Origin of the sequence: Algorimicrobium algoritergicola (assembly GCF_008086165.1) — a bacterium.
Taxonomy (GTDB): Bacteria; Bacteroidota; Bacteroidia; order Flavobacteriales; family Flavobacteriaceae; genus Algorimicrobium; species Algorimicrobium algoritergicola.
In genome coordinates this window covers 161,659-187,273 of record NZ_VSKL01000003.1, presented here as the reverse complement: position 1 = coordinate 187,273, position 25,615 = coordinate 161,659, and the positions used below count along the sequence as shown (strand labels likewise).

The following is a 25,615-nucleotide window of genomic DNA, read 5'->3' as shown; positions in this document are numbered from 1 at the left end:
TTAGTTATATGAAGAAAATTTTACTCTTACCGATAGCTTTGCTTTTAAGTTTATATGGTTTTTCACAAGCGCCATTAAAAATTATTGATAGTTTAAAACAGATAGTTTCTAAAAATCCACCAGATTCTATTAAGGTTAAAGCTTATAGCGATTTGTGTTGGTATTACAGAACTGTTTCTACAGATTCAGCTTTTGCTTATGGTAATTTGGCCTTGCAACTTTCCAAAGCAACTAAAAACGAGGTTGGCGAAGCACAAGCCTATAATGATATAGGTATTTTACATTATGATCTGGCAGATTATAAAGAAGCCATGAATGTGTATAATAATGCACTTAAAATTAGAATTAAACTTAAGGACACGTTGGGTTTAGCAAGTATTTACAATAAAATAGGACTGTGTTATCAAAACACGTTTCAATTGGATTCTGCTATTGTGTATAACACCAAAGCGCTTGAAATTTATGAGCGGAAAAATAATTTAAAATATGCTAGTGCTTTAAAAAGTAACATCGCTAATATTTACAGAGGCTTAAAACAGTATGATAAAGCTTTAAAAACGCATTTGGAAATTGTTGAAACGGCTAAAGAAATTAATGATTTTCAGCTATTAACGCGTTCCTATAATAACGTGGCAAATGCTTATTTACATCTTCAAGATACGCTAAATAGCGTTAAATATTTTAAGGAAGGAATTTCGGTAGCCAAAGCTAATAATCTAAAAATTGAATTAGGTGCTTTGTATAACAATTATGGGAGCTTTTTAACTACAACAGGGCAAAACGATGAGGCAATTGATAATATAAAAAAATCATTAGCCATTCGGGAAAGTATTAATGATAATCAAGGTATTGCTAGTTCGTCGCTTAATTTAGGCGACTTGTATTTAAGAACAGGAAATTTCAAACAAGCCAAGAGTTATTTGAATACCGGATTGCAGCTTGCGGAAAGTTTTAAGGCAAATGAATTGCTTGTTAATGGCTATAGTAATATGTCCTATTATTATGCTTTCGCTAATAAAAGTGATAGCATGCAAGTGTATCAAAATAAATTTAAAGCTATTGAAGACGCTATTTTCAATCAGCGAATTACCAAAGAAGTAGCCGAAGTTCAAGAAAAATATAATGCCAATGAACGTGAAAACCATATATTAACACAGCGTGCTGAATTAGCTGAAAAAGAACGCGACATCAGCGAAAAAAATAGCTTTATTTTAGGGTTAGTTGGTTTGGCTGCTGTTATCTCATTACTAGGTTTTTTAGTTTATAATCAACAAAAACTGAAAAACAAACAACTTGAAAAAGAAGGTGAACTGAAAGAAGCCTTGGTTAAAATTGAAACACAAAATCACCTGCAAGAACAACGCTTACGAATTAGTCGCGATTTGCACGATAACATTGGTGCGCAACTAACGTTTATAATTTCGTCATTAGATAATTTAAAATATGGGTTTAAACTTCCGGATAACTTAAATGCTAAATTAGAAACCATTAGTCAATTTACAACATCAACTATTTACGAGCTTCGCGATACAATTTGGGCTATGAATAAAAGTGAAATTTCAATTGAAGATTTACAATCTAGAATTTCAAATTTTATTGAAAAAGCGAATACATCTTCCGATACTATTACCTTCAATTTTCAGGTTAATAAGGAAATAGAATCTAATAAATTATTCACCTCTGTTCAAGGCATGAATATTTACAGAATAATTCAAGAAGCTGTAAATAACGCCTTAAAATATGCCAAGGCATCTGTTATTGACGTTCAGTTTTCTTCTAGAAATTACGACTTTGAAATGACCATTACGGATAATGGAACAGGTTTTAATGCGAACAACGTAACCGAAGGAAATGGACTGCAAAACATTAAGAAACGTGCGCATGATTTGAATGCGGAATTGGAAATTGTGAGCTCCGAAAATCAAGGGACAACGATACGGGTTTATAAAACTAAAAATACGTAATTCATCGTATAGCTTTATATGTTTAAAATATCTATTTTTAATAAAAACCAACCGTCATGAATATTAAAATAGCGATTGTAGATGATAACTCATTTCTAATAAATGCCGTTACCGAAAAATTATCGTTTTTTGACGATTTAGATGTGAAATTCACAGCATGTCATGGTTCTGATTTATTACTTAAATTGAGTGAAAATCACAATCTAGATTTAATTTTAATGGATATTGAAATGCCTATTTTAAATGGCATAGAATCTACAGAAATTGTCAAGCAAAAATATCCGCACATAAAAATTATCATGCTCACAGTTTTTGATAATGACGAAAATATTTTCAATGCTATAAAAGCGGGAGCAGATGGTTATTTGCTGAAAGAAATTAATGCTAAAGATTTGTATAATGGGATTCATGAAACTATAAAAGGCGGAGCAGCTATGAATCCGTCTATTGCCATGAAAACACTCAAATTACTGCGGAATCCCATGGATATTGAAAGTAAAAAAGATCAAGACGTTATTAAATTAACACAGCGTGAGGTCGAGGTATTGGAACAATTAAGTAAAGGCTTGAGCTATAATTTAATTGCTGAAAATTTATTTCTTTCTACTGGAACCGTTAGAAAACACATCGAAAATATTTACAATAAATTACAGGTTCATAATAAGTTAGAAGCTGTTAGTAAAGCCAAAAAGAATAATCTGATTTAGAAACATTCAATTTTTACTGAATAAATAATTGCATATTGATTTTTTGTACATTCGTGTATGAGAAAAATTCTATTTGGTGTTGTTATTACGCTAATCGTACTTTTTACGTTTAAATATTGTGGTGATAAAAAAGAAAATCAAGCTACACTTAAAGAAAGCTCTGCGCTTATTCAAGAGCAAATTAAAAATGTAGGTAAATTAATTGTTACCGAAGGGCATTTTAGTCAGGTGCTGAATTATACCAATTCAAAAGAATTATTTGGTAGTTATTTCACGTCTAATAAAAAGGCGTTGGTTGTTGTAAATGCGGATGTTTTTATATCCTATGATTTGAGCAAAATTGAATACAAAATTGATGAAGCTACCAAAACATTAACCATTTTAAGTATTCCTAAAGAAGAAATCAAAATAAGTCCAGATTTAGAATATTATGATATAGAAGCCGATTTTTTCAATCCGTTCGAGGCTAAAGATTATAACAACATTAAAGAGTTGGTGAAAAAATCCTTGCTAAAAAAGTTAGAGAGATCTGATATGAAGGCCAATGCGCAAAATAGGTTAATAAGTGAGTTGGCAAAATTTTATATTCTGACCAATTCATTAGGCTGGACATTGGAATATCATAATACAGAAATTATAAATCAAGATGCTTTAAATACACTTAAATTACAATCTGCGTTGTAGTTTAGCCCAACCACCACCATTGGTTGCATCAATATTCTGAAGGTTTAAGTATTTGGCCGCTTTAGCTGATCGAACACCACTTTCACAGCAAACAACAATTGGTTTTTTTAATTGCTTTACTTCTGCTAATCTATTCCGTAATTCATCTAATGGAATATGTACAGCTTGTTCAATATGACCACGATCCCATTCGCGTTTATTTCTAACATCTAATATCGTTGCGCCATTATCTAAATACATCTGAACCTGGCGTTTTTTGGCACCAAATATAAAATCAAAAACCCCCATAGTCTATCTTTTTATTTACATTTACACATAAAAGGTAGGAAATTATTATTGTTAAATCAAATGCAAACGCAATTTGAAGTCAGAAACTAGAAAAGAAGAAATTATAAACACAGCAGCCAAATTGTTTAAAGAAAAAGGCTATAGTGCTGTGACTATGAGAGATATTGCCACAGCTATGGGAATGAAAGCGGCTAGTTTGTACAATCATATTAGTTCCAAACAAGAAATATTAAAAGACATTATTATTTCTCTAGCTGAAGCGTTTACCAAAGGTATGCAAGACATTAAAACATCTGATATATCAACCATTCAGAAAGTTCAGGCCGTTGTAAAACTTCATGTAGATATTACTGCACAAAATACCTATGGTATGGCATCTTTAAATAATGACTGGATGCATTTAGAGGAAAAAAGAGACCATTATTTATCTTTAAGAAATGGTTATGAAGCCGATTTTAGAAGCATTTTATTAGAAGGCATTAAACAGAATGAAATAATAGATTCCAATGCGGAAGTTATGCTGTTTTCTATACTTTCCACATTGCGTTCACTCTACCTTTGGATTCCTAAAAAGGAAGATGTTTCTCCAGATACACTTTCAAAAAGTTTAAGTCATGTCTTAATCAATGGAATTAACAAATAGTTAGTAATTTATTTTGTAAATTTGTATCCCAAACTAACGGTTGTTAGTTTATGATATGAATTTCAATATGGCAGATTTTTACAACTTAAAAGTTGCAGATATATACAAGGAAACAAAAGATACAGTTGTTATTTCTTTTGATGTTCCAGATGATTTAAAAACCAAATTCCATTTTAAACAAGGTCAGCATCTTACGTTGCGCAAAGAAATTAATGGCGAAGATATACGTCGGAATTATTCACTTTGTTCAAGTCCATTAGATAATGAATGGAAGGTGGCAGTAAAAACAATCAGAGGAGGTGTTTTTTCTAATTACGCTTTTAATACGTTAAAAAAAGGTGACGAACTTCAAGTTATGGCACCTCATGGTGAGTTTTTTGTGGATTGTGAACCAGAAAGCTCTAAAAACTACATTGCCTTTGCAGCAGGAAGTGGCATAACGCCAATGTTGTCCATTATCAAAACGCATTTGCTGTCTGAGCCAAATAGCACATTCAAATTGTTTTATTTGAATAGAACCGTCAAATCCATTATCTTTAAAGAAGAAATTGAACAACTTAAAAATGAATTTTTTGGTCGTTTTCAAGTGTTTTATTTCTTAACAAAAGAACAACGCGATATTCCATTTTTAAATGGTCGTTTTGATAAAGAAAAATTAGCGATTTTAACCAGTCGCTTTATTGATATTCCAGATACCAATCATGCGTTCATTTGCGGACCACAGGATATGATTTTCCTTATTCGTGATGAATTGCAAGCCGCTGGAATGGATAAAGACAAAATTCATTATGAATTATTTTTCTCTGGAAGTTCCGAAGAAGAAAATAGACATATTGCAGAAGTTCTAGATGAAAAAGTTGATGGTACCCAAGTTACCATTATCGATGGTGGAAAAGAATTTCATTTCATTATGGATGATGATTTCGATAATATCCTCGATGGCGCACTAGCCGCTGGAGCTGATTTACCGTTTGCTTGCAAAGGTGGTGTTTGTAGCACTTGTAAGTGTCAGGTTGTAGAAGGTTCCGTAAAAATGAAAGTGAATTACGCACTTGAAGAAAAAGAAGTGGCACAAAACTATGTGTTAAGTTGTCAAGCAGTTCCAACTACGGATAAAGTGGTGGTTAATTTTGATGTTTAAAAAAATAATAAGATTAGCGATTGAATATGTTGAAATTCAAATTTCAACAATCAAATATCGAAAATCAAAAATCTCAAATGATTATGAGTGAAGAACAAATAAAAAATCTCGAAAAACAATTTGAAGCACGTATTGCACGTGATGAAAAAATTGAGCCTAAAGATTGGATGCCAGAAAAATACAGACAAACACATATTAGGCAAATGTCTCAACATGCGCATTCTGAAATAGTCGGTATGTTGCCGGAAGGAAACTGGATTACCAGAGCACCATCATTACGACGAAAAGTTGCTCTATTAGCCAAAGTTCAAGATGAAGCTGGTCACGGATTATATTTGTATTCCGCTTGTGAAACTTTAGGGATTTCTCGAAATGAATTGTATGATCAATTACATTCTGGGAAAGCCAAATATTCATCCATATTTAATTATCCAACAGTTACTTGGGCAGATATGGGAGCCATTGGCTGGTTGGTAGATGGTGCAGCTATAATTAACCAAGTGCCTTTATGTAATACGTCTTTCGGGCCTTATGCACGTGCTATGGTTCGTGTTTGTAAAGAAGAAAGTTTTCATCAACGTCAAGGTTATGAAATCATGATAAAACTGGCAAATGGAACCCCAGAGCAAAAAGAAATGGCACAAGATGCGCTAAATCGTTGGTGGTGGCCAAGTTTAATGATGTTAGGACCAACTGATGCTGAATCCATTCATACAGAACAATCCATGAAATGGAAATTAAAAAGAAAGTCTAATGACGATTTACGCCAGCAGTTTATAGATCAAACCGTTCCTCAAGCCGAATTGATTGGGCTAACCATTCCAGATCCAGACTTAAAATGGAACGAAGAACGTGGTAGTTACGATTTTGGCGAAATTAACTGGGATGAATTTTGGCAAGTTGTTAAAGGTCATGGTCCTATGAATAAAAGTCGAATGAAAGCACGCGTTGGTGCTTGGGAAGGTGGTGAATGGGTGCGTGATGCAGCTATGGCATATTCTGAAAAGCAACAAGAACGAAAAGAAAAACAAGCAATTTAATAATTTATGATTGATAAGTTCTGATTTCAGAATCAACAATCAACAATCAACAATCAACAATCAATACTATTTATGTCAACAACAAAAAACTGGCCTCTTTGGGAAGTCTTCGTAAGAAGTAAAAACGGATTAGAACATCGTCATTTTGGAAGTTTGCATGCTGCCGATGCTGATATGGCTATGGAAAATGCACGTGATGTTTACACCAGACGCAATGAAGGTGTGAGTATTTGGGTGGTTGAATCTAAAAATATCACGGCATCCAATCCGGAGCATAATGGCGAAATGTTTGAGCCCGCTCAAGATAAAGTCTATCGTCATCCAACCTTTTATGAGTTGCCTGATGAAGTGGAATATATGTAAACTTCCTGCGAATCCCGATAGCTATCGGGAAGGAATCTAGATACAATTTCGAAGCTAAATTCATTTTTTAAAAATGAAAACAATCAATTAATTCGAATCATTGTAACTAGAATTAAAAATAGTAACTGAAGTTTCTCGAATTCAAGTTCGATTTCAACGTCAAATTTAATTTAAAATAATGAAACAAAACCTATACAACTACATTCTAGGCATAGCCGATAACTCCTTAATTCTTGGTCAAAGAATGGGCGCATTAACAGGTCATGGCCCCAGTTTGGAAACTGATATTGCCTGTACTAATATTTCCTTGGATTTATTTGGACAAGTGCGTAGTTATTACCAATATGCGGCAAAAATAGCGGGTGATAAGCGCACCGAAGATGATATTGCTATGCTACGTCAAGAACGTGAATACGTAAATGTGCTTTTGGTAGAGCAACCAGATACGGATTTCGCTTACAGCATGGCACGCCAATTTTTATTTGATGTTTATCACTTTTTGTTTTTAACAGAATTACAAAAAAGTACGGATTTAACACTGTCAGCTATTGCAAACAAATCGATAAAAGAAGTGAGTTATCACCAACGTTTTTCATCCGATTGGATTAAACGTCTTGGTGATGGAACCGAAGAAAGCCATAAGCGCATGCAAACCGCTATTAATGATTTATGGACGTACACAGACGAGTTATTTCATCAAACCGAAGCTGATAAAGCCATGGTTGAAGAAGGAATTGGTGTAGACGTAACCAAATTAAAAGAGGCGTATTACAAAAAAGTATCCGATATTTTGGAGTCCGCAACATTAGATATTCCGGAATCTAAATATTTTCAAAAGGGTGGAAAGCACGGCATTCACACCGAACACATGGGCTACATTTTAGCTGAATTACAGTATATGCAACGTGCGTATCCTAACATGGAGTGGTAAAAGAATAATTAAAATAGAAGTTAGAATAACGAATCTTGAAGTCAGACGAATCTGAAACTTCAAATTTCGATATTCGCCATTGGATATTCAATATTTTTATGATAGCAACAGAACAAAATATAGACGAAAAACTAGTTTCGATTCTTGAAAAAGTCTCCGATCCAGAAATACCCGTGTTATCCATTATGGATATGGGCGTAGTTCGCATGGCTATCATAGAAAATAATATGGTTAAAGTTCAAATAACACCAACCTATAGTGGCTGTCCAGCTATGGATGTTATTGGAGACGATATCAAAGCGGCCTTGAAATTAGCTGGTTACGAATCAGAAATCGAGTTAATTTTAGCACCAGCATGGACAACCGATTGGATTACACCCAGAGGTAGGAAAGCATTGGAAGATTACGGTATTGCTGCGCCTTTAGGTGAGGAAGCAGATAAAGATGTCTTGCTACATGGGAAACGTATAGTGAAATGTCCACAATGTGGATCCATAAATACACGAATGGTTAGTCAGTTTGGTTCAACAGCATGCAAAGCACAATTCCAGTGTGACGATTGCCAGGAACCGTTTGACTATTTTAAATGTTTAAAATAAAAAAGATTAATGATTGAAGAATTAAGATTGAAGATTTAAGAAGTATACTTGATACTTCAAAAATCAAAAATCGTTAATCTGAAATCTCCAATAAATAGGGTATGAGCAACAATTCAATTCTACTAAAAATTGAAAATAATATAGCAACCATCACGCTAAATAGGCCGGAAGTGTTTAATAGTTTTAATCGCGAAATGGCATTGCTACTTCAAAAAACTTTGGATGACTGCGAAAAAAATGATGACGTGCGTGCTATGGTTTTAACCGGAAACGGAAAAGCTTTTTGTGCAGGTCAGGACTTAAAAGAAGTTACAAACCCAGAGCTAAATCCTGGATTTAAAAAAATTCTTGAAGAACATTATAATCCCATAATTACCCGAATTAGAAACATTGAAAAACCAATTATAGGCGCCATCAATGGTGTAGCAGCAGGAGCAGGCGCTAATATTGCATTAGCTTGTGATGTGGTTGTAGCCCATGAAAAAGTGAGTTTTATTCAAGCATTTAGTTTAATTGGTTTAATTCCGGATAGTGCTGGAACCTTCTTTTTACCGCGACTTATCGGATTTCAAAAAGCATCTGCTTTAGCTATGTTGGGCGATAAAGTATCTGCCGAAGAAGCGGAACGTTTAGGAATGATTTATAAAGTATTGCCATTAGAAACGTTTGAAGAAGACGTTAATAAGCTAGCTTTAAAAATGGCGAATATGCCAACCAAAGCATTAGGCTTAATAAAGAAAAGTTTAAACCAATCGTTGACAAATAATTTAGAAGAACAATTAGCATTGGAATCTAAATACCAAATAGAAGCAGCAAGTACAGAAGATTATGCTGAAGGTGTTTCTGCTTTTATGGAAAAGCGTAAACCGGTTTTTAACGGTAAATAAATATTGAATAGTCACCTTGAGCGCAGTCGAAGGGTTTCTAAAAAATGTTCAAAAATAGAAATATAATTATGAAATTAAACTTCAGTGTTCAATATTCAAAATTCATTATTCATGATTAATAAAGTAGGAGTTATAGGAAGCGGAACCATGGGAAGCGGTATCGCACAAGTAGCTGCAACTTCTGGTTGTCAAGTTAAATTATACGATACCAATCAAGCAGTTTTAGATAAAGCCGAATTAGCTTTAGACAAAATACTATCACGATTAATTGAGAAAGGACGTATAGATTCCGAAGAAAAAAACAGAATCCAATCCAATATTTCTTACGTTAATAATCTAAAGGATTTAGCAGATTCCAATCTAACTATTGAAGCAATTATTGAAAATATCGACATTAAGAAAAAAGTGTTTTCAGAATTGGAAAGCTATGTGTCAGACGATTGTATCATTGCTTCTAACACATCCAGTTTATCCATAGCATCCATCGCTGCCTCATTAAAAAACCCAAAGCGTTGTGTTGGAATTCATTTTTTCAACCCAGCACCTTTAATGAAATTGGTTGAGGTTATTCCTGCCATTCAAACATCTTATGAAACGTTAGAAAAATCGATAGATACCATTTCCAGTTGGAATAAAACCGTAGCGGTTGCTAAAGACACACCTGGATTTATTGTTAACCGTGTAGCACGACCATTTTATGGTGAAGCGTTACGGATTTACGAAGAAGGGATTGCAAACTTTGCAACCATCGATTCTGCTATGAAAGATATAGGAGGTTTCCGAATGGGACCATTTGAACTCATGGATTTTATAGGAAATGACGTTAATTATACCGTAACCGAAACCGTGTTTACTGCCTTTTATTTCGATCCAAGATATAAACCGTCATTCACTCAAAAACGATTTGCAGAAGCAGGCTATTTAGGAAGAAAATCGGGTATTGGGTATTATGAATATGATAAAAGCGGAAAGATTGTACTTGAAAAGGATTCGAATATTTCGATAGAAGGCGATGCATCTCAAAAAATATTCAACAGAATCCTTGTTATGCTGATCAACGAAGCGGCCGATGCCTTATTTTTAAATATCGCATCAGCAAAAGATATAGATAATGCCATGACCAAAGGTGTAAACTATCCAAAAGGGTTATTGGCTTGGGCCGATGAAAAAGGAATAAATTGGTGCGTGGATCACATGGATGAACTATACAATGAATATCGTGAAGATCGTTATCGCTGTAGTCCGCTATTGCGTAAAATGAAAATAGATAATAAAACGTTTTTTTAATATAACGTCAGTTCGAGTGAAATTGTTTTGTAACAATTTTGTATCGAGAACAAATAAGACTTCTCGATACAATTTACTCGTTCCTCACAAATCACTCGAAGTGATGAAAGAATAATTATGAAAGCAGACGAAATACCACATAAAATGTTAAATCAAGATGCCTACAGCTCTTGGCTAGGTATCGAAATCCTTGAATGCGAAATTGGCCGCTGTAAAGTTGGTATGACTATTAGAAAAGATATGCTCAACAGTATGGATAAAGCGCATGGTGGAATCAGTTATTCTTTAGCAGACACGGCTTTTGGTTTTGCTGCAAATACCCATGGGAAATATGCAGTTTCCATTGAAACGAGTATTAATCATATTGAAGCATTAAATGAAGGTGATTATATCGTAGCAGAATCGGTTATAGAAAGTGTCAAAAATAAATTAGGTTTTAATATTATAGAAGTCAAACGAGGTGAAGAATTGGTCGCGCTTTTTAAAGGTGTTGTATATCGTACCAATAAAAATTGGGAGTAAAAATAATAAACAGAAAATAACACTAAAACTAAAACCATATGAAATGGAAAGGTAGAAGACAAAGCGGGAATGTTGAAGATCGAAGAGGTATGGGTTCCAAAGGGAAACTAGTAGCTGGAGGTGGTTTTGTAGCTGTTGTAGTGATTCTTTTACAACTTTTTGGAGGAGAAACCGGACAGCAAATTGCACCTATTTTAGAGCAAATTAATCAAGGTGGTTCAACACAACAAGTGGAACAAAGAGAATTAACTGCTCAAGAAAAAGAAGTCGGAAGTTTTGTTGCTACAGTTTTAGCAGATACAGAAGATGTCTGGAATCAAATTTTCAGAGAAAATAATCTTGGCAATTATCAAGAACCTACCATGGTATTATTTACAGATGCAGTAACGAGCGGTTGTGGAAATGCCAGTTCAGCATCTGGACCTTTTTATTGTCCAGCGGATCAAAAACTATATATGGATTTAGTGTTTTTTGATGAGTTAAAAACACGTTTTGGAGCCAAAGGTGGTGATTTTGCTACAGCCTACGTTACCGCTCATGAAATTGGACACCATATTCAAACCATACTCGGAACCTCAAAAAAGGTAAGACAGTTACAACAACAAACAAATCAAACGGAAGGCAATAAATTATCAGTAGCCCAAGAATTGCAAGCCGATTTTTATGCCGGCGTTTGGGCACATCACAATAAAAAATATTTAGAAGAAGGCGATATCGAAGAAGCTTTAAGCGCTGCCAATGCGGTTGGAGATGATGCTATTCAACGAAGAGTCCGAGGCGATGTTACACCAGATTCCTTTACACATGGAACTTCAGAACAACGGATGTTCTGGTTTATGAAAGGATTCAAAACAGGAGACATCAAACAAGGCGATACCTTTTCCGCAATTTTAAATTAGAAAGAAAATCAATATGAAACAAGCATATATAATAGACGGCATCAGAACGCCAATTGGAAGTTATCAAGGAACACTTTCAGCTGTTCGAACAGACGATTTAGCCGCTATAGTCATTGAAGAACTCGTAAAACGAAATCCAAATATTCCCAAAGAAGCCTATGACGATGTTATTCTAGGCTGTGCCAATCAAGCCGGTGAGGACAATCGTAACGTAGCTAGAATGGCGTCACTTTTGGCCGGACTTCCAGTTACTGTTCCCGGTGAAACGGTTAATAGGTTATGTAGCTCCGGATTATCGGCAATCATTCATGCTAATAGAGCTATTAAAGCAGGCGATGGCGATTTATTTATATCTGGAGGCGTTGAAAATATGACACGCGGACCCTACGTAATTGCAAAACCATCCAAAGGATTTGGTACCGATGCCAAAATGTATGATTCCAGTTTCGGATGGCGTTTCATTAATCCTAAAATGCAAAAAATGTTTGGAACAGATGGGATGGGTCAAACCGCTGAAAATCTGGTTGAAAAATATAATATTTCTCGCGAAGATCAAGATAAGTTTGCTTATTGGAGTCAAATGAAAGCGACTAAAGCGCAAGAAAACGGCCGACTAGCAAAAGAAATTATTACCGTTGAAATCCCACAACGCAAAAAAGACCCGATTCAATTTTCAAAGGATGAATTTGTAAAACCGAACACATCTTTAGCCGTTTTAGGAAAATTACGAGGCGCTTTCAAAACTGAAGGTGGAAGCGTTACCGCAGGAAATTCATCAGGATTAAACGATGGAGCTGCAGCTACTATTATTGCGTCTGAAGATGCGGTTAAAAAATACAATTTAAAACCATTAGCACGCATTGTGAGTTCCGCAGTTGTTGGAGTCGAACCAAGAATTATGGGCATCGGCCCTGTTGAAGCCTCTAATAAAGCATTAGAAAAAGCTGGCTTAACCATGGCAGATATGGATGTTATAGAACTCAACGAAGCCTTTGCAGCACAAGCTCTGGCTTGTACACGCGCTTGGGGATTAGCCGATAACGATCCACGATTGAATCCAAATGGTGGTGCCATCGCCATCGGCCATCCACTGGGTGTTACAGGAACAAGAACCACGTATTCTGCGGCTTTAGAGCTCAAAGAAACAGGTAAAAAGTATGCTTTAGTAACCATGTGTATTGGCGTTGGCCAAGGGTATGCGGCGGTTATTGAGAATGTGAATTTATAGTTTTCGGGCGTTCCCACAAGGGTCGGGCTTTCGGCAGTCGCGCTTTTCAAGGCGCTCCAACAAAGCCTCAATCCCTAACGCGGACGCAGGCAGATTAAAAAAAATAACGTCACTTGATGTGATTCCTATGCAATGGGAATTATATCAATAAGACATAAATCAGTTTCCCGTTTTAAAGGGAACGATAAATAAAATTATCGATGAAAAAAACACAAAATTACGTCACAGGACAATGGCTAGAAGGTAAAGGTGAAGGTGTCCCTATGTTTGATGCTATTACCGGAGAAGTGGTGGCATTATCAGACACACAAGGATTAGATTTTGGCGAAATCCTTCAATATGGAAGAACCAAAGGCGGTGAGAAACTTCGAAAAATGACCTTTCAAGAGCGTGGTAATATGCTTAAAAGTCTAGCCATGTATCTTACCAAACGCAAAAATCAATTCTACGAATTAAGTTATCGAACCGGTGCAACTAAAATTGATAGCTGGATTGATATTGAAGGTGGATTTGGAAACTTATTCGCCAATGCGTCCTTACGAAAATTATTTCCAAATCAATCCTATCATGTAGAAGGAGATCCAATAGATTTATCACGTGGTGGTCGTTTTATGGCACATCATATTATGGTGCCAAAACGCGGTGTTGCCCTACATATTAATGCCTTTAACTTTCCGGTTTGGGGCATGTTAGAAAAATGTGCATCCAATTGGATGGCTGGAGTTCCAGCCGTCGTGAAACCGGCAACTAACACGTCTTTCTTAACGGAGGCTGTGGTGCGGGAAATTATTGCATCTAACATATTGCCAGAAGGTGCGCTGCAACTTATTTCGGGTTCAGCACGAACTATTTTGGATACGGTCGAGTCGCAAGATGTGGTTACCTTTACAGGATCGGCAACAACGGGAAGACTTTTAAAATCTCATAAACGTATTTTAGAGGAATCAGTACCCTTCAACATGGAAGCCGATTCATTAAATGCATCCGTTTTAGGAGAAGATGCCTTGCCTGGTACACCGGAATTCGACTTATTCATCAAAGAAGTCCGCAATGAAATGACCGTAAAATGTGGTCAAAAATGTACAGCTATCCGTCGTATCATCGTTCCGCAAAATTTAGTAGAAGATGTTCAAATGGCGCTAGGAAAAGCACTTGATAAAATTACTATTGGCGATCCGCGATTAAAAGAAGTTAGAATGGGAGCTTTGGTTAGTAAAGATCAAGTCCAGGAAGTGAGAGATCGCGTTCAAGAATTGGCTAAAACAGCTAGTATTGTGTATGGCGATTTAGATAAAATAGAAACGATTGGAGCCGACGCTAAAAAAGGCGCATTTTTAGCACCTATATTACTTCGTGAGGATAATCCATTTACCAATTTAGCCGTTCATGAAACAGAAGCTTTTGGTCCAGTTAGTACCATTATGCCCTATAAAAATTTAGATGAAGCTATTACGCTTGCCCAATTGGGTAAAGGTTCATTAGTATCGTCTATAGCGACTTATGATGATAAGATTGCAAAAGACTATGTCATAAACGCGGCCAGTCATCATGGGCGTATTTTAGTTATGAATCGCGATATGGCTAAAGAAAGCACAGGTCATGGTTCGCCATTACCAAACTTGGTTCATGGAGGTCCTGGTCGCGCTGGAGGAGGTGAAGAAATGGGCGGTATGCGCGGTATTAAACATTACTTACAGCGTACTGCCATACAAGGTTCACCTACAACCTTAACAGAAATTACTGGAATCTATCAGCAGAATGCCGAGTATAAGGAAGCGGATCAGCACCCATTTAAATACCATTGGGAAGATATTCAACCAGGCATGTCGCTTAAAACGCATAGACGAACTTTTACAGATACCGATATCATCAACTTTGCAAACCTAACATGGGATCATTTCTATGCGCATACAGATATCACATCATTAGACGGAAGTATTTTTGAAAAACGAACGGCTCACGGTTATTTAATTATTGCGGCAGCAGCTGGACTATTCGTTTATCCAAATAAAGGGCCTGTAGCGGCAAATTACGGTTTAGAAGAATGCCGTTTCCTGCGTCCATTATATCATAACGATACCATTTATGCCCGATTAACGTGTCAACAAAAAGTGGATCGTGATGTCGCTTCTGCCGAACATCCTTCAGGTATTGTTAAATGGTATGTTGAGGTTTTTGATGCCTTAACCGATGAAAAAGTGGCCTTTGCAACTGTTTTAACTATGGTTCAGAAGAAACAAGAAACCTTTGTTGAGATGACTTCTGAAAAAATAGATACATGTCTTAATAAACTGTCTGCAGATACCAAGCCAAAATGGGGTGTTATGACGCCGCAGCATATGTTGGAGCATTTGGAGTTTACCTATAAAATTGCCGCAGGAGACATTCAAGATTTTGAAATTGCCACTCCAGAAAAGATTTTAGAAAAGGTACATGCTAGTTTATATACTTATGATAAATTTCCAATGGGCACCAACTTTCCATTATTAGAAAAAGACAAATTGGAACCTTTAAAATATCCAAACTTGGAGACAGCAATCGCGGAATTCAAGGCGCAACGTGAAAAATATGTAAATTATTTTGAAGAAAACCCAGAAGCTAAATTAAAGAATTTAGTATTTGGGGAATTGAATAAATATGAATCGTATTTATTAGAACGAAAACATTTGAATCATCATTTCGAACAGTTTAATCTTTTATAAAAGATTAAACTGTTCGAAGCACTCGAGAAATCGGGTGTCTCATTTATATAAGTAGCAAATAAGATGAAACACTATGTTTACACAATAACAAATAAAAAAATGGTGTATTATATATAGTGGAAACCCAAAGATTAAAAATAAGAATATATCAACATAAAACTAAAGCGCATCCGAGTACATTTTCTGCTAGATCTAATTTAGATAAGTTGATTTATTTTGAAGAGTTTGAGTCAGAAAAAGAAGCTAAATCAAGAGCGGCACAAATGAAAAAATGGAACAGGTCTTGGAAAATTGAATTAATAGAGAACGTAAATCCGGATTGGATTGATTTGAATGCGGATTGGAATTTTTAAATTAAAAGTAAAATAATTATAAAACGAATGCGCAACAGGTGCGCATTGACAAGCTAAAAAAACAATGGAACCATACGTAAAACAAACTATAGATAACGATGTAGCCTACATAGAGTTTTTTCACCCAGCTCACAATTCCTTACCAGGTAATGTTTTGGCAGAATTAGCCCAAACAATCACAGACGCTGGTAAAAACAATAACATAAAAGTCATTGTTCTTAAAAGTGGAGGCGAGAGAACCTTCTGTGCAGGAGCAAGCTTTGAAGAGCTTATTAATATTGATGATGCAGCTACAGGAAAAGTTTTCTTTTCAGGTTTTGCCAATGTTATAAACGCGATGCGTAAATGTCCGAAATTCATAATCGGTCGTATTCAAGGAAAAACAGTAGGAGGTGGTGTTGGATTAGCGGCATCAACCGATTATTGTATGGCATCAAAATTCGCGGCTATTAAGTTAAGTGAATTAAATATCGGTATCGGGCCATTTGTTGTGGGACCAGCTATTGAACGTAAAATGGGATTAAGCGCCATGTCGCAAATTGCCATTGATGCTAATACCTTTTATTCAGCAGAATGGGCGCAACAAAAAGGCTTATTTACGCAAGTTTATGAAAGTACGGAAGCTTTAGATGAAGCTGTAAAAACAACAGCTGAGCATTTATGCACTTACAATCCAGAAGCCATGGTAGAAATGAAAAAAGTATTCTGGAGTGGAACTGATAATTGGGACGACCTTTTAGCAGAACGCGCAGCAACAAGTGGGCGTTTAGTGCTTTCAGAATTCACCAAAGAGAAATTAAAAGGATTTAAATAACAAATTCCTGCACAGGCAGGAATAGGGATATGATATACAAATTCAAAGGTTATACACCAGTCGTTCACGAGTCCAGCTTTGTGCATCCATTAGCTGCTGTAACTGGAAATGTTATTATTGGAAAAAACTGTTACATCGGCCCAGGTGCTGCCATTCGTGGTGATTGGGGACAAATTATTTTGGAAGACGGCGTAAATGTTCAAGAAAACTGTACTGTTCATATGTTCCCGGGTAAATCCATCACCTTAAAAGAAAGTGCTCATGTGGGGCACGGTGCCATAATTCATGGTGCTAATTTGGGGCGTAATTGCTTAATAGGTATGAATGCTGTTATTATGGACGATGCCGAAATTGGGGATGAAAGTATCGTAGGAGCTATGGCATTCGTAAGAGCGGAAACTAAAATTCCAAACCGGAGTTTAGTGGTTGGAAATCCAGCAAAAGTGATTAAAGACGTATCGGATGATATGATTGCTTGGAAAACTAAAGGCACTCAATTGTATCAACAATTACCAGCCGACTGTCATGAAAGTTTAGAAGAAGCGGAACCTTTAAGAGTTGTTCCTGAAAATATGAAAATTCAAGAAGATGTGTATAAAACGCTTCGCGATTTTATGAAGAATTAATTGGGCGTTACCACAAGGGTCGCGCTTTCACTACTCGCTTCACGACAAAAAGGTCGCGAGAGCTCAAACAAACCGTTCAATCGCTAACGCTGGTTGAATAAATTAAAATTAGAACAAATAATGTCCAAGTTTGATTTAAAAATGCCCAAAATGGGCGAAAGTATAACAGAAGGAACCATCATTAATTGGTTAATAAACGTTGGTGATACCTTTGAAGAAGGCGATATTATTCTTGAAGTTGCCACGGATAAAGTGGACAACGAAGTGCCAGCACCAGCATCCGGGACTTTGGTAGAGACCCTTTTTCAAGCCAAAGATGTTGTTCCGGTAGGAGAGGTTATTGCCATTTTAGAGGTTTCTGAAGAACAAAATGTAAAACCAAAAGCCGATGCTGTCATTCAGAACGCTAGCGAAGAATCTCAAAAGCAGAAAAAAGTTAATAAACCAAAACCAATTCCATCGGTTTCAGCTCCAGCAGCATTTTCAAATACAAACTCAAACACATTCTTTTCGCCTTTAGTTATTAAAATCGCCAAAGAACACCACATTAGTTTTGAGGAACTAGCTAGAATTCCTGCAACCGGTCATGAAGGCAGATTGCGTAAAAGTGATGTGTTTAATTATATAGAAGACGGTCGTCCGTATCAATTTTCGCAAGCCGTAGCACAAGATCCTACTGCTTACAGAATTCCGCAATTATCCTTTGATAAAGGCAAGGGGAAAGTTATTGAAATGGACAGAATGCGCCAAATGATAGCTGATCATATGGTGTATTCAAAACATACAGCACCACACGTTACCGCTTATGTGGAAGCCGATATGACGAATATGGTTAATTGGCGAAATGCGAATAAAAAAGCCTTTCAGGAAAAATATGGCGAACGTTTAACATTCACGCCCTTATTTGTGGAAGCGGTTGCTAAAGCTGTTAAGGATTATCCAAATATCAATGCTTCTGTAGATGGCAATACTATCATTGTTAAAGAAGATATTAATATCGGAATGGCAACGGCCTTGCCGAGTGGAAATTTAATTGTTCCTGTTGTAAAAAATGCGGATTCTAAAGATTTAAAAACTATTGCCGAAAATGTAAATGCGCTAGCTAATAAAGCACGAGAAAATAAATTAGGCGGTGATGATATAAAAGGAAGTACGTTTACCATATCCAACGTTGGAACCTTTGGTAGTGTTATGGGAACACCAATTATCAACCAACCTGAAGTTGCTATTTTAGCATTAGGAATTATTAAAAAACGCGCCGAAGTTATAGAAACAGAAAAAGGTGATGAAATTGCTATTCGTAGCATGATGTATTTGTCTTTATCGTTTGACCATCGTGTAGTTGATGGCTTCTTAGGCGGTAGTTTTGTACGTCGTGTTGCCGATTATTTCGAGCAGTTTGATGTAAATAGAAAAATATAAACAAAGTCGTCACTTCAAGTGATTCCAATTTTTGTTGGAATTGTATTGAGAAGGAAGCAAATGTTCTTGATACAAATTTGTAATACAGTTTTACACGAATTGACTAAAATTAAATACATACCTGCCCGTGCAGGCATTTATTATGAAAAAAGATATACTAAAAAAGGGATTCGCAAATTTATGTACAGCCAAAGCTATGGCAGAACTGTATGAAGCTAATTTCAAGCAAGTATCAAAATATGTACATGCAACCTCCCGAGGACATGAGGCCATTCAAACCGCAATAGGCATGCAATTATTGCCGCAAGATTATGCATTCCCATACTATAGGGATGATGCCATGCTTTTGTCTTTTGGTCTGAAACCTTATGATTTAATGTTGCAATTACTTGCTAAAAAAGATGATCCATTTTCTGGAGGTCGCACTTATTATGCACATCCGAGTTTAAAGGATGCTGATAAACCTAAAATACCGCATCAATCCTCTGCAACTGGTATGCAGGCTATTCCAGCAACAGGCGTTGCTATGGGTATGCAGTATAAGGAATTACAAGGATTAGATGATAAAACATTATCGGATTTACCATTTGTGGTCTGTTCATTAGGTGATGCGTCTGTTACGGAAGGTGAAATTTCAGAAGCTTTTCAAATGGCAGGCTTAAAACAAATGCCCATTCTGTTTTTAGTACAAGACAATGGTTGGGATATTTCAGCTAATGCAGCGGAAACCAGAGCGCAAAACGCATTTGAATACGCCAAAGGTTTTCACGGTTTAGAAGCCATTTCTATTGATGGTGCTAATTTTACAGAAAGCTATGAAGCCTTGGAAACCGTTATTAAAACCATTCGAACGGAACGTCGACCATTTTTAGTGCATGCAAAAGTACCGTTGTTAAATCACCATACATCTGGTGTTAGAATGGAATGGTATCGTGATGATTTGGAAGAAGCCAAATCACGTGACCCGTATCCGGTTTTAAAACAGCAAATGTTAGATGGTGGTTTTTCTGAAGCAGAAATACAAGCAATTGAAGTTGCCGTTAAAGCAACTGTACAATCTGATTTTGAAAAGGCGTTACTCGCTGAAGATCCAAAACCTGAAGATTTATTTACTAACGATTTTGTTCCAACGCCCATTACTGAGGAAAAAGGGGAACGTTCCCCAAAAGGTGCAGAGAAAGTAGTCATGGTAGATTGTGCCTTGTTTGCAGTTGAGGAATTAATGAAAAAACATAAGGAATGCTTGCTATATGGTCAAGATGTTGGTGGTAGGTTAGGTGGTGTGTTCCGAGAAGCTGCGACTTTAGCGCAAAAATTTGGTGATGACCGCGTGTTTAATACAGCCATTCAGGAAGCGTTTATTGTAGGGTCCACGGTGGGAATGAGTGCTGTTGGTTTAAAGCCTATTGTTGAGGTTCAATTTGCCGATTATATCTGGCCTGGATTAAATCAATTATTCACGGAGGTAAGTAGAAGTTGCTATTTAAGTAACGGAAAATGGCCGGTGAGTATGATTTTACGCGTGCCGATTGGTGCTTATGGAAGTGGAGGGCCTTATCATTCGTCCTCTGTTGAAAGCGTGATTACTAATATTCGTGGTATTAAAATAGCCTATCCAAGTAATGGAGCCGACTTAAAAGGTTTAATGAAAGCGGCTTATTATGATCCCAATCCAGTAGTAATTTTGGAGCATAAAGGATTGTATTGGTCTAAAGTACCAGGGACGCAAGGAGCAACATCGGTAGAGCCAAGTGAAGATTATGTTTTGCCTTTTGGAAAAGCATGGGTATTGCAAGAAATTTGGAAACAGGAAAATGTAGAAACGTTAACCATTGTTACTTATGGTATGGGCGTTCATTGGGCAATGAATGCGTCTGAAGAATTAGGAATGAAAGATCAGATAGAAGTAATTGATCTACGAACCTTATTTCCTTTGGATGAAGAAACGATTATGAAATCGGTTAAGAAAACAGGAAAATGTTTAGTGGTTACGGAAGAACCGAGTAACAATAGTTTTGCAAGAGCCTTGTCTGGAAAAATTCAAGAAGAATGTTTCAAGTTTTTAGATGCACCAGTTATGACCATTGGTAGCGAAAATATGCCAGCAATTCCATTAAATTCTGTTTTAGAAGAAACGATGATACCGTCTACTGAAAAAGTTAAGGCAAAGATAAATGAGTTATTAAATTATTGAATCGAGTTAAATTTTACGGGCAATGATTGTTAGTTTTGAATAACACTTAAAACTAATATTATGAAAAAAGTAATTTTTATGTCATTAATGGCATTTGTAATGGTCGCATCTGTAACTTCTTGTAGAGAAGATAAAACTCAAAAAGAGGAATTAATTGAAGAAATGCAAGATAAAGATGCAGACATAGAAGTAAAAGATCGTGCCAATGATACCAAAATAAAAATGGAAACCGATGATAAAAAGGTGAAAATTAAAGAAGGTGATGACGGCGATACGAAGATAAAAATTAAGGAAGACGATAGCGATTCTTAATACTATTAAGTAATACTAATAAAAAAATCCAATATTAAATTAATATTGGATTTTTTTTGCAAATAAAAAGAGCCTATCGGTTGATAGGCTCTTTTGTAAAGTTTTAAAAGTATATAATTAGATAACTTTTACGTTAATCGCGTTTAATCCTTTTTTACCTTCTGTTAAATCGAATTCAACTTGGTCGCCTTCTCTTACTTCGTCGATTAAGCCAGAAATGTGCACGAAATGCTCTTTGTTGTTTCCTTCTTCTGTGATGAATCCAAATCCTTTAGAGTCATTAAAAAATTTTACTGTACCAGTACTCATAATAATAATTTATTTAATTAAGTGGCAAAGGTAGCTTAATAAATTGGTATCCAAAGACTTTTTACTAAATATTTTCAATAAATACCTGTTACTTCCTTTTAGGTGATATGTATAGCGTTTGAAATTTCAATTTATTTCATATAATATATTGATATATTTTGTATATTGATCCCTTATTAATCATGAAAAAAAATACTTATTATGAAAAAATACATTTCACTATTTAGTTTTATTGCATTGTTTTTTGTTGGAATGCAATTCTCTGCTGCTCAATCATCTGACAGGCAACAAAGTGCTGAATCTATTGCTAAACAAAAAACTCACGATTTACACCAGTTATTAACGTTGACTGGAGATCAACAAGGCGATGTTTTTAAGGTTTTAGTTGATGCGGAACAAAATATGGGAGAGCTACGTAAGAGAGAGATATCTGATAAATTTAGACAAGAAGGTATGAAAACTCTTGATTTGAGAGTAGAGGAAGGTTTAAAGAAAATTTTAACACCAAGCCAATTCAAATTATACCAGACTTCTTTAGAGAGCAAAAAGTAAATTCAATAAATATATTTTATAAAAAAAGCGACAATATTGTCGCTTTTTTTATGTCATTATTTTTTCGCTTGTGGCGGATAAACAGCCATGATTTTGGTGACAAACTCATTAATGCGTTCTTCCTTTTGTTCCATATTAGAACCATTTAGATAACCGACTCCTTGGCCTTGCCATACTAGTTCTTTCTTTTTCGCATCAATTAAATCTATATATAAAGATCCTTCTGTAGATGTTGATACGTTATTGTAATTCCCGTAATAATATGGATTCCATCCCCAACGAGCACCATAACCACCATAATAGTTGTTATAGATATCTATTTTTTCACGAGATGATGCTATAATACTAACAAGTAAATCAGGATTCTCTGATTTAGTAAATCCTTTTGCTACTAATTCGTTTTCAATAGCACGTAGTATTCGGCGTTTATCTAAATCATTAATTTCAGCTTTATCAATTCCAGGTTTATAAAATGCAAACGTTTTATAGGTCTCAAAATTCACCTGTTTGTCGTAATCTGCAATTACTTGTACTGAACTACAAGACGTTACCGTAGCCATAATTATAATGGCCAAAATGGATGTAAAGATTGTTTTTTTCATGTTGTAAGTTTTAAGGTTAAATCAAGTCGAATAATTTGTCATTAACCAAATTTGGTAGCGTAACCTTTAAATTTGGTTCAGCTTTCATGGCGCGTTTAATAGCAAAAATGGCTTCGTCATTTCTAGCCCAACTTCTTCTAGAAATACCATTGTTTACATCCCAGAATAACATTGATTTTAAGCGCCTTTCAGCATCATTACTACCATCAAGAACCATACCAAATCCCCCATTTATAACTTCGCCCCAGCCAACGCCTCCACCATTATGAATACTTACCCAAGTTGCGCCCCGGAAGCTATCACCTATTACATTTTGGATGGCCATATCTGCTGTGTAGCGCGAACCATCGTAAATATTACTAGTTTCACGGTACGGTGAGTCCGTCCCTGATACATCATGATGATCACGACCAAGAATTATCTGACCAATTTCACCTTTTGCAATGGCATCATTAAAGGCTTTTGCAATTTTCATTCTTCCTTCAGCATCTGCATATAATATTCTGGCCTGTGAGCCAACCACCAATTTATTTTCTTGAGCACCTTTTATCCATTGGATATTATCAGTCATTTGTTGCTGAATTTCTTTAGGTGAATTCTTCTTAATATCCTCTAAAACTTGGCAAGCAATAGCATCTGTTTTCGCTAGATCTTCGGGTTTTCCTGAAGCACACACCCAACGGAAAGGGCCAAAACCATAATCAAAGCACATAGGTCCCATAATATCTTGGACGTAGCTTGGGTATTTAAACTCGCGTCCATGAGTTGGGTTTTCAGCCATAACATCTGCTCCAGCTCTGGAGGCTTCTAATAAAAATGCATTGCCGTAGTCAAAGAAATAGGTGCCTTTTGCAGTATGTTTATTAATAGCTTTTGCATGACGTCGGAGGGTTTCTTGGACTTTTTCTTTGAATAATTCTGGGTTGTTAGCCATCAAGTCATTTGCTTCTTCAAAGCTCAAGCCTACAGGATAATAACCGCCAGCCCACGGGTTGTGTAGTGATGTTTGATCACTACCCAAATCGATGGTAACATTTGCTTCATCAAATTTCTCCCAGACATCTACAATGTTTCCTAAATAGGCAATGGAAATCGTTTCTTTATTCTGTTTTGCGTGCTCAACTCGTGATACTAATTGGTCTAAATTCGTTATCTTTTCATCAATCCAACCTTGATCTAAACGCACTTGTGTTATTTTAGGATTCACTTCAGCACAAACCGTAATGCAACCAGCAATATTTCCAGCTTTTGGTTGTGCGCCACTCATGCCCCCTAATCCAGATGTTACAAAAAGATTTCCTTTTGGTGATTTTTTTATTTTTCTGAATCCATTTAAAACTGTAATGGTTGTTCCATGAACAATACCTTGAGGTCCAATGTACATATAACTGCCAGCAGTCATTTGGCCGTATTGCGTTACGCCAAGTGCATTGTATTTTTCCCAATCGTCAGGTTTAGAATAATTAGGAATCATCATTCCATTGGTCGCCACAACACGTGGCGCATCTTTATGAGATGGAAATAAACCCATGGGATGACCAGAATACATAACCAGTGTTTGTTCCTCGGTCATTTCCGCAAGATATTTCATGGTTAATAAATATTGTGCCCAATTGGAAAAAACACCACCATTTCCACCATATGTAATCAATTCGTGTGGATGTTGTGCTACCGCATAATCCAAATTGTTCTGAATCATGAGCATAATAGCTGCAGCTTGCTTTGTTTTTGCAGGATATTCGTCAATGGGACGTGCATACATTTTATAATCTGGACGCAGGCGATACATGTAAATTCGACCGTACGTTTCTAATTCGTTTTTAAACTCAGGCAACAAAGTTTCATGATGCTTGGATTCAAAATAGCGCAATGCATTACGTAGTGCTAGGATTTTTTCCTCACCAGATAAAATGTCTTTACGCTTTGGTGCGTGATTAATTTCCGAATCATAAGCTATTGCTTCGGGTAATGTATTTGGAATGCCTTGTAATATGTGTTCTTGAAATGTCATAAATTCAGTATTCAGTTTTTCTTATTATAGCCATAAGGGCAATGTCTGCAGCCGCTTTCACAACAGTATCCACGTTTTAAGTGATACTGCTCTGTAAAACAACGATAACCTTCAGGTGTCCAGTAGAAATCACCTTCTTCAATCGGTATGATCTTCTTCATTTTACAAATATAATGTAAATTGGACTGATTTTTGAATGTTGTTAATTATGATTATCGTTTCAAAACATATTGTCCCTAAACGTTATTTAGGACTTACTATTTGGCCTTTTATTTTTTTGAAGAATAGACTTTTGAAAGAAGATGTCGTTTTGATAAATCATGAACGAATTCATATTAGACAACAAATTGAATTGTTAGTTCTTCCTTTTGTTATTCTGTATGTTTTGGAGTTTATACTTCGTTTCTTTCAATATAGATCTTGGCATCTTGCTTATAGAAATATTTCTTTTGAGCGAGAAGCTTATATAAATGAAAACGACCTTAATTATTTAAAATCAAGGCCGTTTTGGAGTTTTACTACTTATTTTTAAAAA

At 35.9% G+C, this 25,615-nt stretch carries 28 protein-coding genes; 23 read left to right on the top strand and 5 right to left on the bottom strand.

The window, feature by feature from the left end; translation table 11 throughout:
• Positions 1-8: 8 nt before the first annotated feature.
• From ES675_RS10020 to ES675_RS10010, 3 genes are read left to right on the top strand one after another with little or no spacing between them, the layout of a single operon-like run.
• On the top strand, positions 9-1,964 hold the full coding sequence (locus ES675_RS10020) for an ATP-binding protein (protein WP_066251894.1): 1,956 nt from the start codon (positions 9-11) through the stop codon (positions 1,962-1,964).
• A 56-nt stretch (positions 1,965-2,020) separates the two neighbouring features.
• Positions 2,021-2,671: a response regulator gene (locus tag ES675_RS10015; protein ID WP_066251896.1), complete on the top strand. Its 651-nt coding sequence runs from the start codon at positions 2,021-2,023 to the stop codon at positions 2,669-2,671.
• Positions 2,672-2,728: 57 nt separating this feature from the next.
• Positions 2,729-3,355, top strand: a complete 627-nt coding sequence (locus ES675_RS10010) for a DUF4230 domain-containing protein (RefSeq protein ID WP_066251899.1) — start codon at positions 2,729-2,731, stop codon at positions 3,353-3,355.
• Here ES675_RS10010 and ES675_RS10005 read toward each other — a convergent pair.
• Positions 3,338-3,643 (bottom strand): rhodanese-like domain-containing protein, encoded by a 306-nt coding sequence (locus ES675_RS10005; RefSeq protein WP_066251903.1) that lies wholly within the window; start codon positions 3,641-3,643, stop codon positions 3,338-3,340. The genes ES675_RS10010 and ES675_RS10005 overlap by 18 nt on opposite strands.
• A gap of 73 nt (positions 3,644-3,716) precedes the next feature.
• On the opposite strand from ES675_RS10005, the gene ES675_RS10000 reads away from it, so the two are divergent.
• The 18 genes from ES675_RS10000 to ES675_RS09915 all read left to right on the top strand — a co-directional run bounded on the left by ES675_RS10000 (position 3,717) and on the right by ES675_RS09915 (position 21,606).
• The gene (locus ES675_RS10000; RefSeq protein ID WP_066251908.1) at positions 3,717-4,286 is read left to right on the top strand and encodes a TetR/AcrR family transcriptional regulator; all 570 of its coding nucleotides are present in this window, start codon (positions 3,717-3,719) and stop codon (positions 4,284-4,286) included.
• 67 nt (positions 4,287-4,353) lie between these two features.
• The gene (gene paaE / locus ES675_RS09995; RefSeq protein ID WP_066251966.1) at positions 4,354-5,427 is read left to right on the top strand and encodes a 1,2-phenylacetyl-CoA epoxidase subunit PaaE; all 1,074 of its coding nucleotides are present in this window, start codon (positions 4,354-4,356) and stop codon (positions 5,425-5,427) included.
• A gap of 83 nt (positions 5,428-5,510) precedes the next feature.
• On the top strand, positions 5,511-6,467 hold the full coding sequence (gene paaA / locus ES675_RS09990) for a 1,2-phenylacetyl-CoA epoxidase subunit PaaA (RefSeq protein ID WP_066251968.1): 957 nt from the start codon (positions 5,511-5,513) through the stop codon (positions 6,465-6,467).
• Between the two features lie 72 nt (positions 6,468-6,539).
• Positions 6,540-6,830 (top strand): 1,2-phenylacetyl-CoA epoxidase subunit PaaB, encoded by a 291-nt coding sequence (paaB, locus tag ES675_RS09985; RefSeq protein ID WP_066251911.1) that lies wholly within the window; start codon positions 6,540-6,542, stop codon positions 6,828-6,830.
• A gap of 178 nt (positions 6,831-7,008) precedes the next feature.
• Positions 7,009-7,761: a 1,2-phenylacetyl-CoA epoxidase subunit PaaC gene (gene paaC / locus ES675_RS09980; protein ID WP_066251913.1), complete on the top strand. Its 753-nt coding sequence runs from the start codon at positions 7,009-7,011 to the stop codon at positions 7,759-7,761.
• Between the two features lie 98 nt (positions 7,762-7,859).
• The gene (gene paaD / locus ES675_RS09975) at positions 7,860-8,360 is read left to right on the top strand and encodes a 1,2-phenylacetyl-CoA epoxidase subunit PaaD (RefSeq protein WP_066251916.1); all 501 of its coding nucleotides are present in this window, start codon (positions 7,860-7,862) and stop codon (positions 8,358-8,360) included.
• Between the two features lie 101 nt (positions 8,361-8,461).
• Positions 8,462-9,247: an enoyl-CoA hydratase-related protein gene (locus tag ES675_RS09970; RefSeq protein ID WP_066251918.1), complete on the top strand. Its 786-nt coding sequence runs from the start codon at positions 8,462-8,464 to the stop codon at positions 9,245-9,247.
• A gap of 111 nt (positions 9,248-9,358) precedes the next feature.
• A complete protein-coding gene (locus ES675_RS09965) occupies positions 9,359-10,534 on the top strand; it encodes a 3-hydroxyacyl-CoA dehydrogenase NAD-binding domain-containing protein (RefSeq protein ID WP_066251921.1) in 1,176 nt (391 codons plus the stop codon).
• Between the two features lie 117 nt (positions 10,535-10,651).
• A complete protein-coding gene (locus tag ES675_RS09960) occupies positions 10,652-11,056 on the top strand; it encodes a hotdog fold thioesterase (RefSeq protein ID WP_066251923.1) in 405 nt (134 codons plus the stop codon).
• A 38-nt stretch (positions 11,057-11,094) separates the two neighbouring features.
• Positions 11,095-11,955, top strand: a complete 861-nt coding sequence (gene ypfJ, locus ES675_RS09955; RefSeq protein ID WP_066251926.1) for a KPN_02809 family neutral zinc metallopeptidase — start codon at positions 11,095-11,097, stop codon at positions 11,953-11,955.
• Positions 11,956-11,968: 13 nt separating this feature from the next.
• Positions 11,969-13,183 carry a 3-oxoadipyl-CoA thiolase gene (locus ES675_RS09950; RefSeq protein WP_066251931.1) on the top strand — a complete coding sequence of 405 codons (1,215 nt, stop codon included), beginning with the start codon at positions 11,969-11,971 and terminating at the stop codon, positions 13,181-13,183.
• A 200-nt stretch (positions 13,184-13,383) separates the two neighbouring features.
• On the top strand, positions 13,384-15,885 hold the full coding sequence (gene paaZ / locus ES675_RS09945; protein WP_066251933.1) for a phenylacetic acid degradation bifunctional protein PaaZ: 2,502 nt from the start codon (positions 13,384-13,386) through the stop codon (positions 15,883-15,885).
• A 116-nt stretch (positions 15,886-16,001) separates the two neighbouring features.
• Positions 16,002-16,238: a GIY-YIG nuclease family protein gene (locus tag ES675_RS09940; RefSeq protein WP_231931289.1), complete on the top strand. Its 237-nt coding sequence runs from the start codon at positions 16,002-16,004 to the stop codon at positions 16,236-16,238.
• Between the two features lie 64 nt (positions 16,239-16,302).
• On the top strand, positions 16,303-17,052 hold the full coding sequence (locus ES675_RS09935) for an enoyl-CoA hydratase/isomerase family protein (RefSeq protein ID WP_066251935.1): 750 nt from the start codon (positions 16,303-16,305) through the stop codon (positions 17,050-17,052).
• Positions 17,053-17,081: 29 nt separating this feature from the next.
• Positions 17,082-17,678, top strand: coding sequence for an acyltransferase (locus tag ES675_RS09930; RefSeq protein WP_066251938.1), 597 nt, complete (start codon positions 17,082-17,084; stop codon positions 17,676-17,678).
• A 150-nt stretch (positions 17,679-17,828) separates the two neighbouring features.
• Positions 17,829-19,100 (top strand): dihydrolipoamide acetyltransferase family protein, encoded by a 1,272-nt coding sequence (locus ES675_RS09925; protein WP_394349084.1) that lies wholly within the window; start codon positions 17,829-17,831, stop codon positions 19,098-19,100.
• 142 nt (positions 19,101-19,242) lie between these two features.
• Positions 19,243-21,294, top strand: coding sequence for an alpha-ketoacid dehydrogenase subunit alpha/beta (locus ES675_RS09920; protein ID WP_066251944.1), 2,052 nt, complete (start codon positions 19,243-19,245; stop codon positions 21,292-21,294).
• A 60-nt stretch (positions 21,295-21,354) separates the two neighbouring features.
• A complete protein-coding gene (locus ES675_RS09915) occupies positions 21,355-21,606 on the top strand; it encodes a hypothetical protein (RefSeq protein ID WP_066251947.1) in 252 nt (83 codons plus the stop codon).
• A 117-nt stretch (positions 21,607-21,723) separates the two neighbouring features.
• Here ES675_RS09915 and ES675_RS09910 read toward each other — a convergent pair whose 3' ends face one another.
• Positions 21,724-21,915, bottom strand: coding sequence for a cold-shock protein (locus tag ES675_RS09910; protein ID WP_007646460.1), 192 nt, complete (start codon positions 21,913-21,915; stop codon positions 21,724-21,726).
• Between the two features lie 201 nt (positions 21,916-22,116).
• Here ES675_RS09910 and ES675_RS09905 point away from each other — a divergent pair, with 201 nt between their 5' ends.
• Entirely contained in the window at positions 22,117-22,467 is a 351-nt protein-coding gene (locus ES675_RS09905) for a hypothetical protein (RefSeq protein WP_066257379.1), read from the top strand.
• 56 nt (positions 22,468-22,523) lie between these two features.
• Here ES675_RS09905 and ES675_RS09900 read toward each other — a convergent pair whose 3' ends face one another.
• Genes ES675_RS09900 through ES675_RS16445 form a run of 3 tightly spaced genes read right to left on the bottom strand, consistent with a single transcriptional unit; the run spans position 22,524 to position 25,241 of the window.
• Positions 22,524-23,069: a DUF4136 domain-containing protein gene (locus ES675_RS09900; protein WP_066254508.1), complete on the bottom strand. Its 546-nt coding sequence runs from the start codon at positions 23,067-23,069 to the stop codon at positions 22,524-22,526.
• Between the two features lie 16 nt (positions 23,070-23,085).
• A complete protein-coding gene (locus tag ES675_RS09895; protein WP_066254512.1) occupies positions 23,086-25,080 on the bottom strand; it encodes a urocanate hydratase in 1,995 nt (664 codons plus the stop codon).
• Positions 25,081-25,091: 11 nt separating this feature from the next.
• Entirely contained in the window at positions 25,092-25,241 is a 150-nt protein-coding gene (locus ES675_RS16445; RefSeq protein ID WP_170244085.1) for a DUF5522 domain-containing protein, read from the bottom strand.
• A gap of 47 nt (positions 25,242-25,288) precedes the next feature.
• On the opposite strand from ES675_RS16445, the gene ES675_RS09890 reads away from it, so the two are divergent.
• Entirely contained in the window at positions 25,289-25,612 is a 324-nt protein-coding gene (locus ES675_RS09890; protein ID WP_066254515.1) for a hypothetical protein, read from the top strand.
• The last annotated feature ends 3 nt before the right edge of the window (positions 25,613-25,615 follow it).

Coding starts and splice junctions, on each gene's coding strand:
- ES675_RS10020 (WP_066251894.1), top strand. CDS start 9: ATGAAGAAAATTTTACTCTTACCGATAGCTTTGCTTTTAAGTTTATAT.
- ES675_RS10015 (WP_066251896.1), top strand. CDS start 2,021: ATGAATATTAAAATAGCGATTGTAGATGATAACTCATTTCTAATAAAT.
- ES675_RS10010 (WP_066251899.1), top strand. CDS start 2,729: ATGAGAAAAATTCTATTTGGTGTTGTTATTACGCTAATCGTACTTTTT.
- ES675_RS10005 (WP_066251903.1), bottom strand. CDS start 3,643: ATGGGGGTTTTTGATTTTATATTTGGTGCCAAAAAACGCCAGGTTCAG.
- paaE (WP_066251966.1), top strand. CDS start 4,354: ATGGCAGATTTTTACAACTTAAAAGTTGCAGATATATACAAGGAAACA.
- paaA (WP_066251968.1), top strand. CDS start 5,511: ATGAGTGAAGAACAAATAAAAAATCTCGAAAAACAATTTGAAGCACGT.
- paaB (WP_066251911.1), top strand. CDS start 6,540: ATGTCAACAACAAAAAACTGGCCTCTTTGGGAAGTCTTCGTAAGAAGT.
- paaC (WP_066251913.1), top strand. CDS start 7,009: ATGAAACAAAACCTATACAACTACATTCTAGGCATAGCCGATAACTCC.
- paaD (WP_066251916.1), top strand. CDS start 7,860: ATGATAGCAACAGAACAAAATATAGACGAAAAACTAGTTTCGATTCTT.
- ES675_RS09970 (WP_066251918.1), top strand. CDS start 8,462: ATGAGCAACAATTCAATTCTACTAAAAATTGAAAATAATATAGCAACC.
- ES675_RS09965 (WP_066251921.1), top strand. CDS start 9,359: ATGATTAATAAAGTAGGAGTTATAGGAAGCGGAACCATGGGAAGCGGT.
- ES675_RS09960 (WP_066251923.1), top strand. CDS start 10,652: ATGAAAGCAGACGAAATACCACATAAAATGTTAAATCAAGATGCCTAC.
- ypfJ (WP_066251926.1), top strand. CDS start 11,095: ATGAAATGGAAAGGTAGAAGACAAAGCGGGAATGTTGAAGATCGAAGA.
- ES675_RS09950 (WP_066251931.1), top strand. CDS start 11,969: ATGAAACAAGCATATATAATAGACGGCATCAGAACGCCAATTGGAAGT.
- paaZ (WP_066251933.1), top strand. CDS start 13,384: ATGAAAAAAACACAAAATTACGTCACAGGACAATGGCTAGAAGGTAAA.
- ES675_RS09935 (WP_066251935.1), top strand. CDS start 16,303: ATGGAACCATACGTAAAACAAACTATAGATAACGATGTAGCCTACATA.
- ES675_RS09930 (WP_066251938.1), top strand. CDS start 17,082: ATGATATACAAATTCAAAGGTTATACACCAGTCGTTCACGAGTCCAGC.
- ES675_RS09925 (WP_394349084.1), top strand. CDS start 17,829: ATGGGCGAAAGTATAACAGAAGGAACCATCATTAATTGGTTAATAAAC.
- ES675_RS09920 (WP_066251944.1), top strand. CDS start 19,243: ATGAAAAAAGATATACTAAAAAAGGGATTCGCAAATTTATGTACAGCC.
- ES675_RS09915 (WP_066251947.1), top strand. CDS start 21,355: ATGAAAAAAGTAATTTTTATGTCATTAATGGCATTTGTAATGGTCGCA.
- ES675_RS09910 (WP_007646460.1), bottom strand. CDS start 21,915: ATGAGTACTGGTACAGTAAAATTTTTTAATGACTCTAAAGGATTTGGA.
- ES675_RS09905 (WP_066257379.1), top strand. CDS start 22,117: ATGAAAAAATACATTTCACTATTTAGTTTTATTGCATTGTTTTTTGTT.
- ES675_RS09900 (WP_066254508.1), bottom strand. CDS start 23,069: ATGAAAAAAACAATCTTTACATCCATTTTGGCCATTATAATTATGGCT.
- ES675_RS09895 (WP_066254512.1), bottom strand. CDS start 25,080: ATGACATTTCAAGAACACATATTACAAGGCATTCCAAATACATTACCC.
- ES675_RS16445 (WP_170244085.1), bottom strand. CDS start 25,241: ATGAAGAAGATCATACCGATTGAAGAAGGTGATTTCTACTGGACACCT.
- ES675_RS09890 (WP_066254515.1), top strand. CDS start 25,289: ATGATTATCGTTTCAAAACATATTGTCCCTAAACGTTATTTAGGACTT.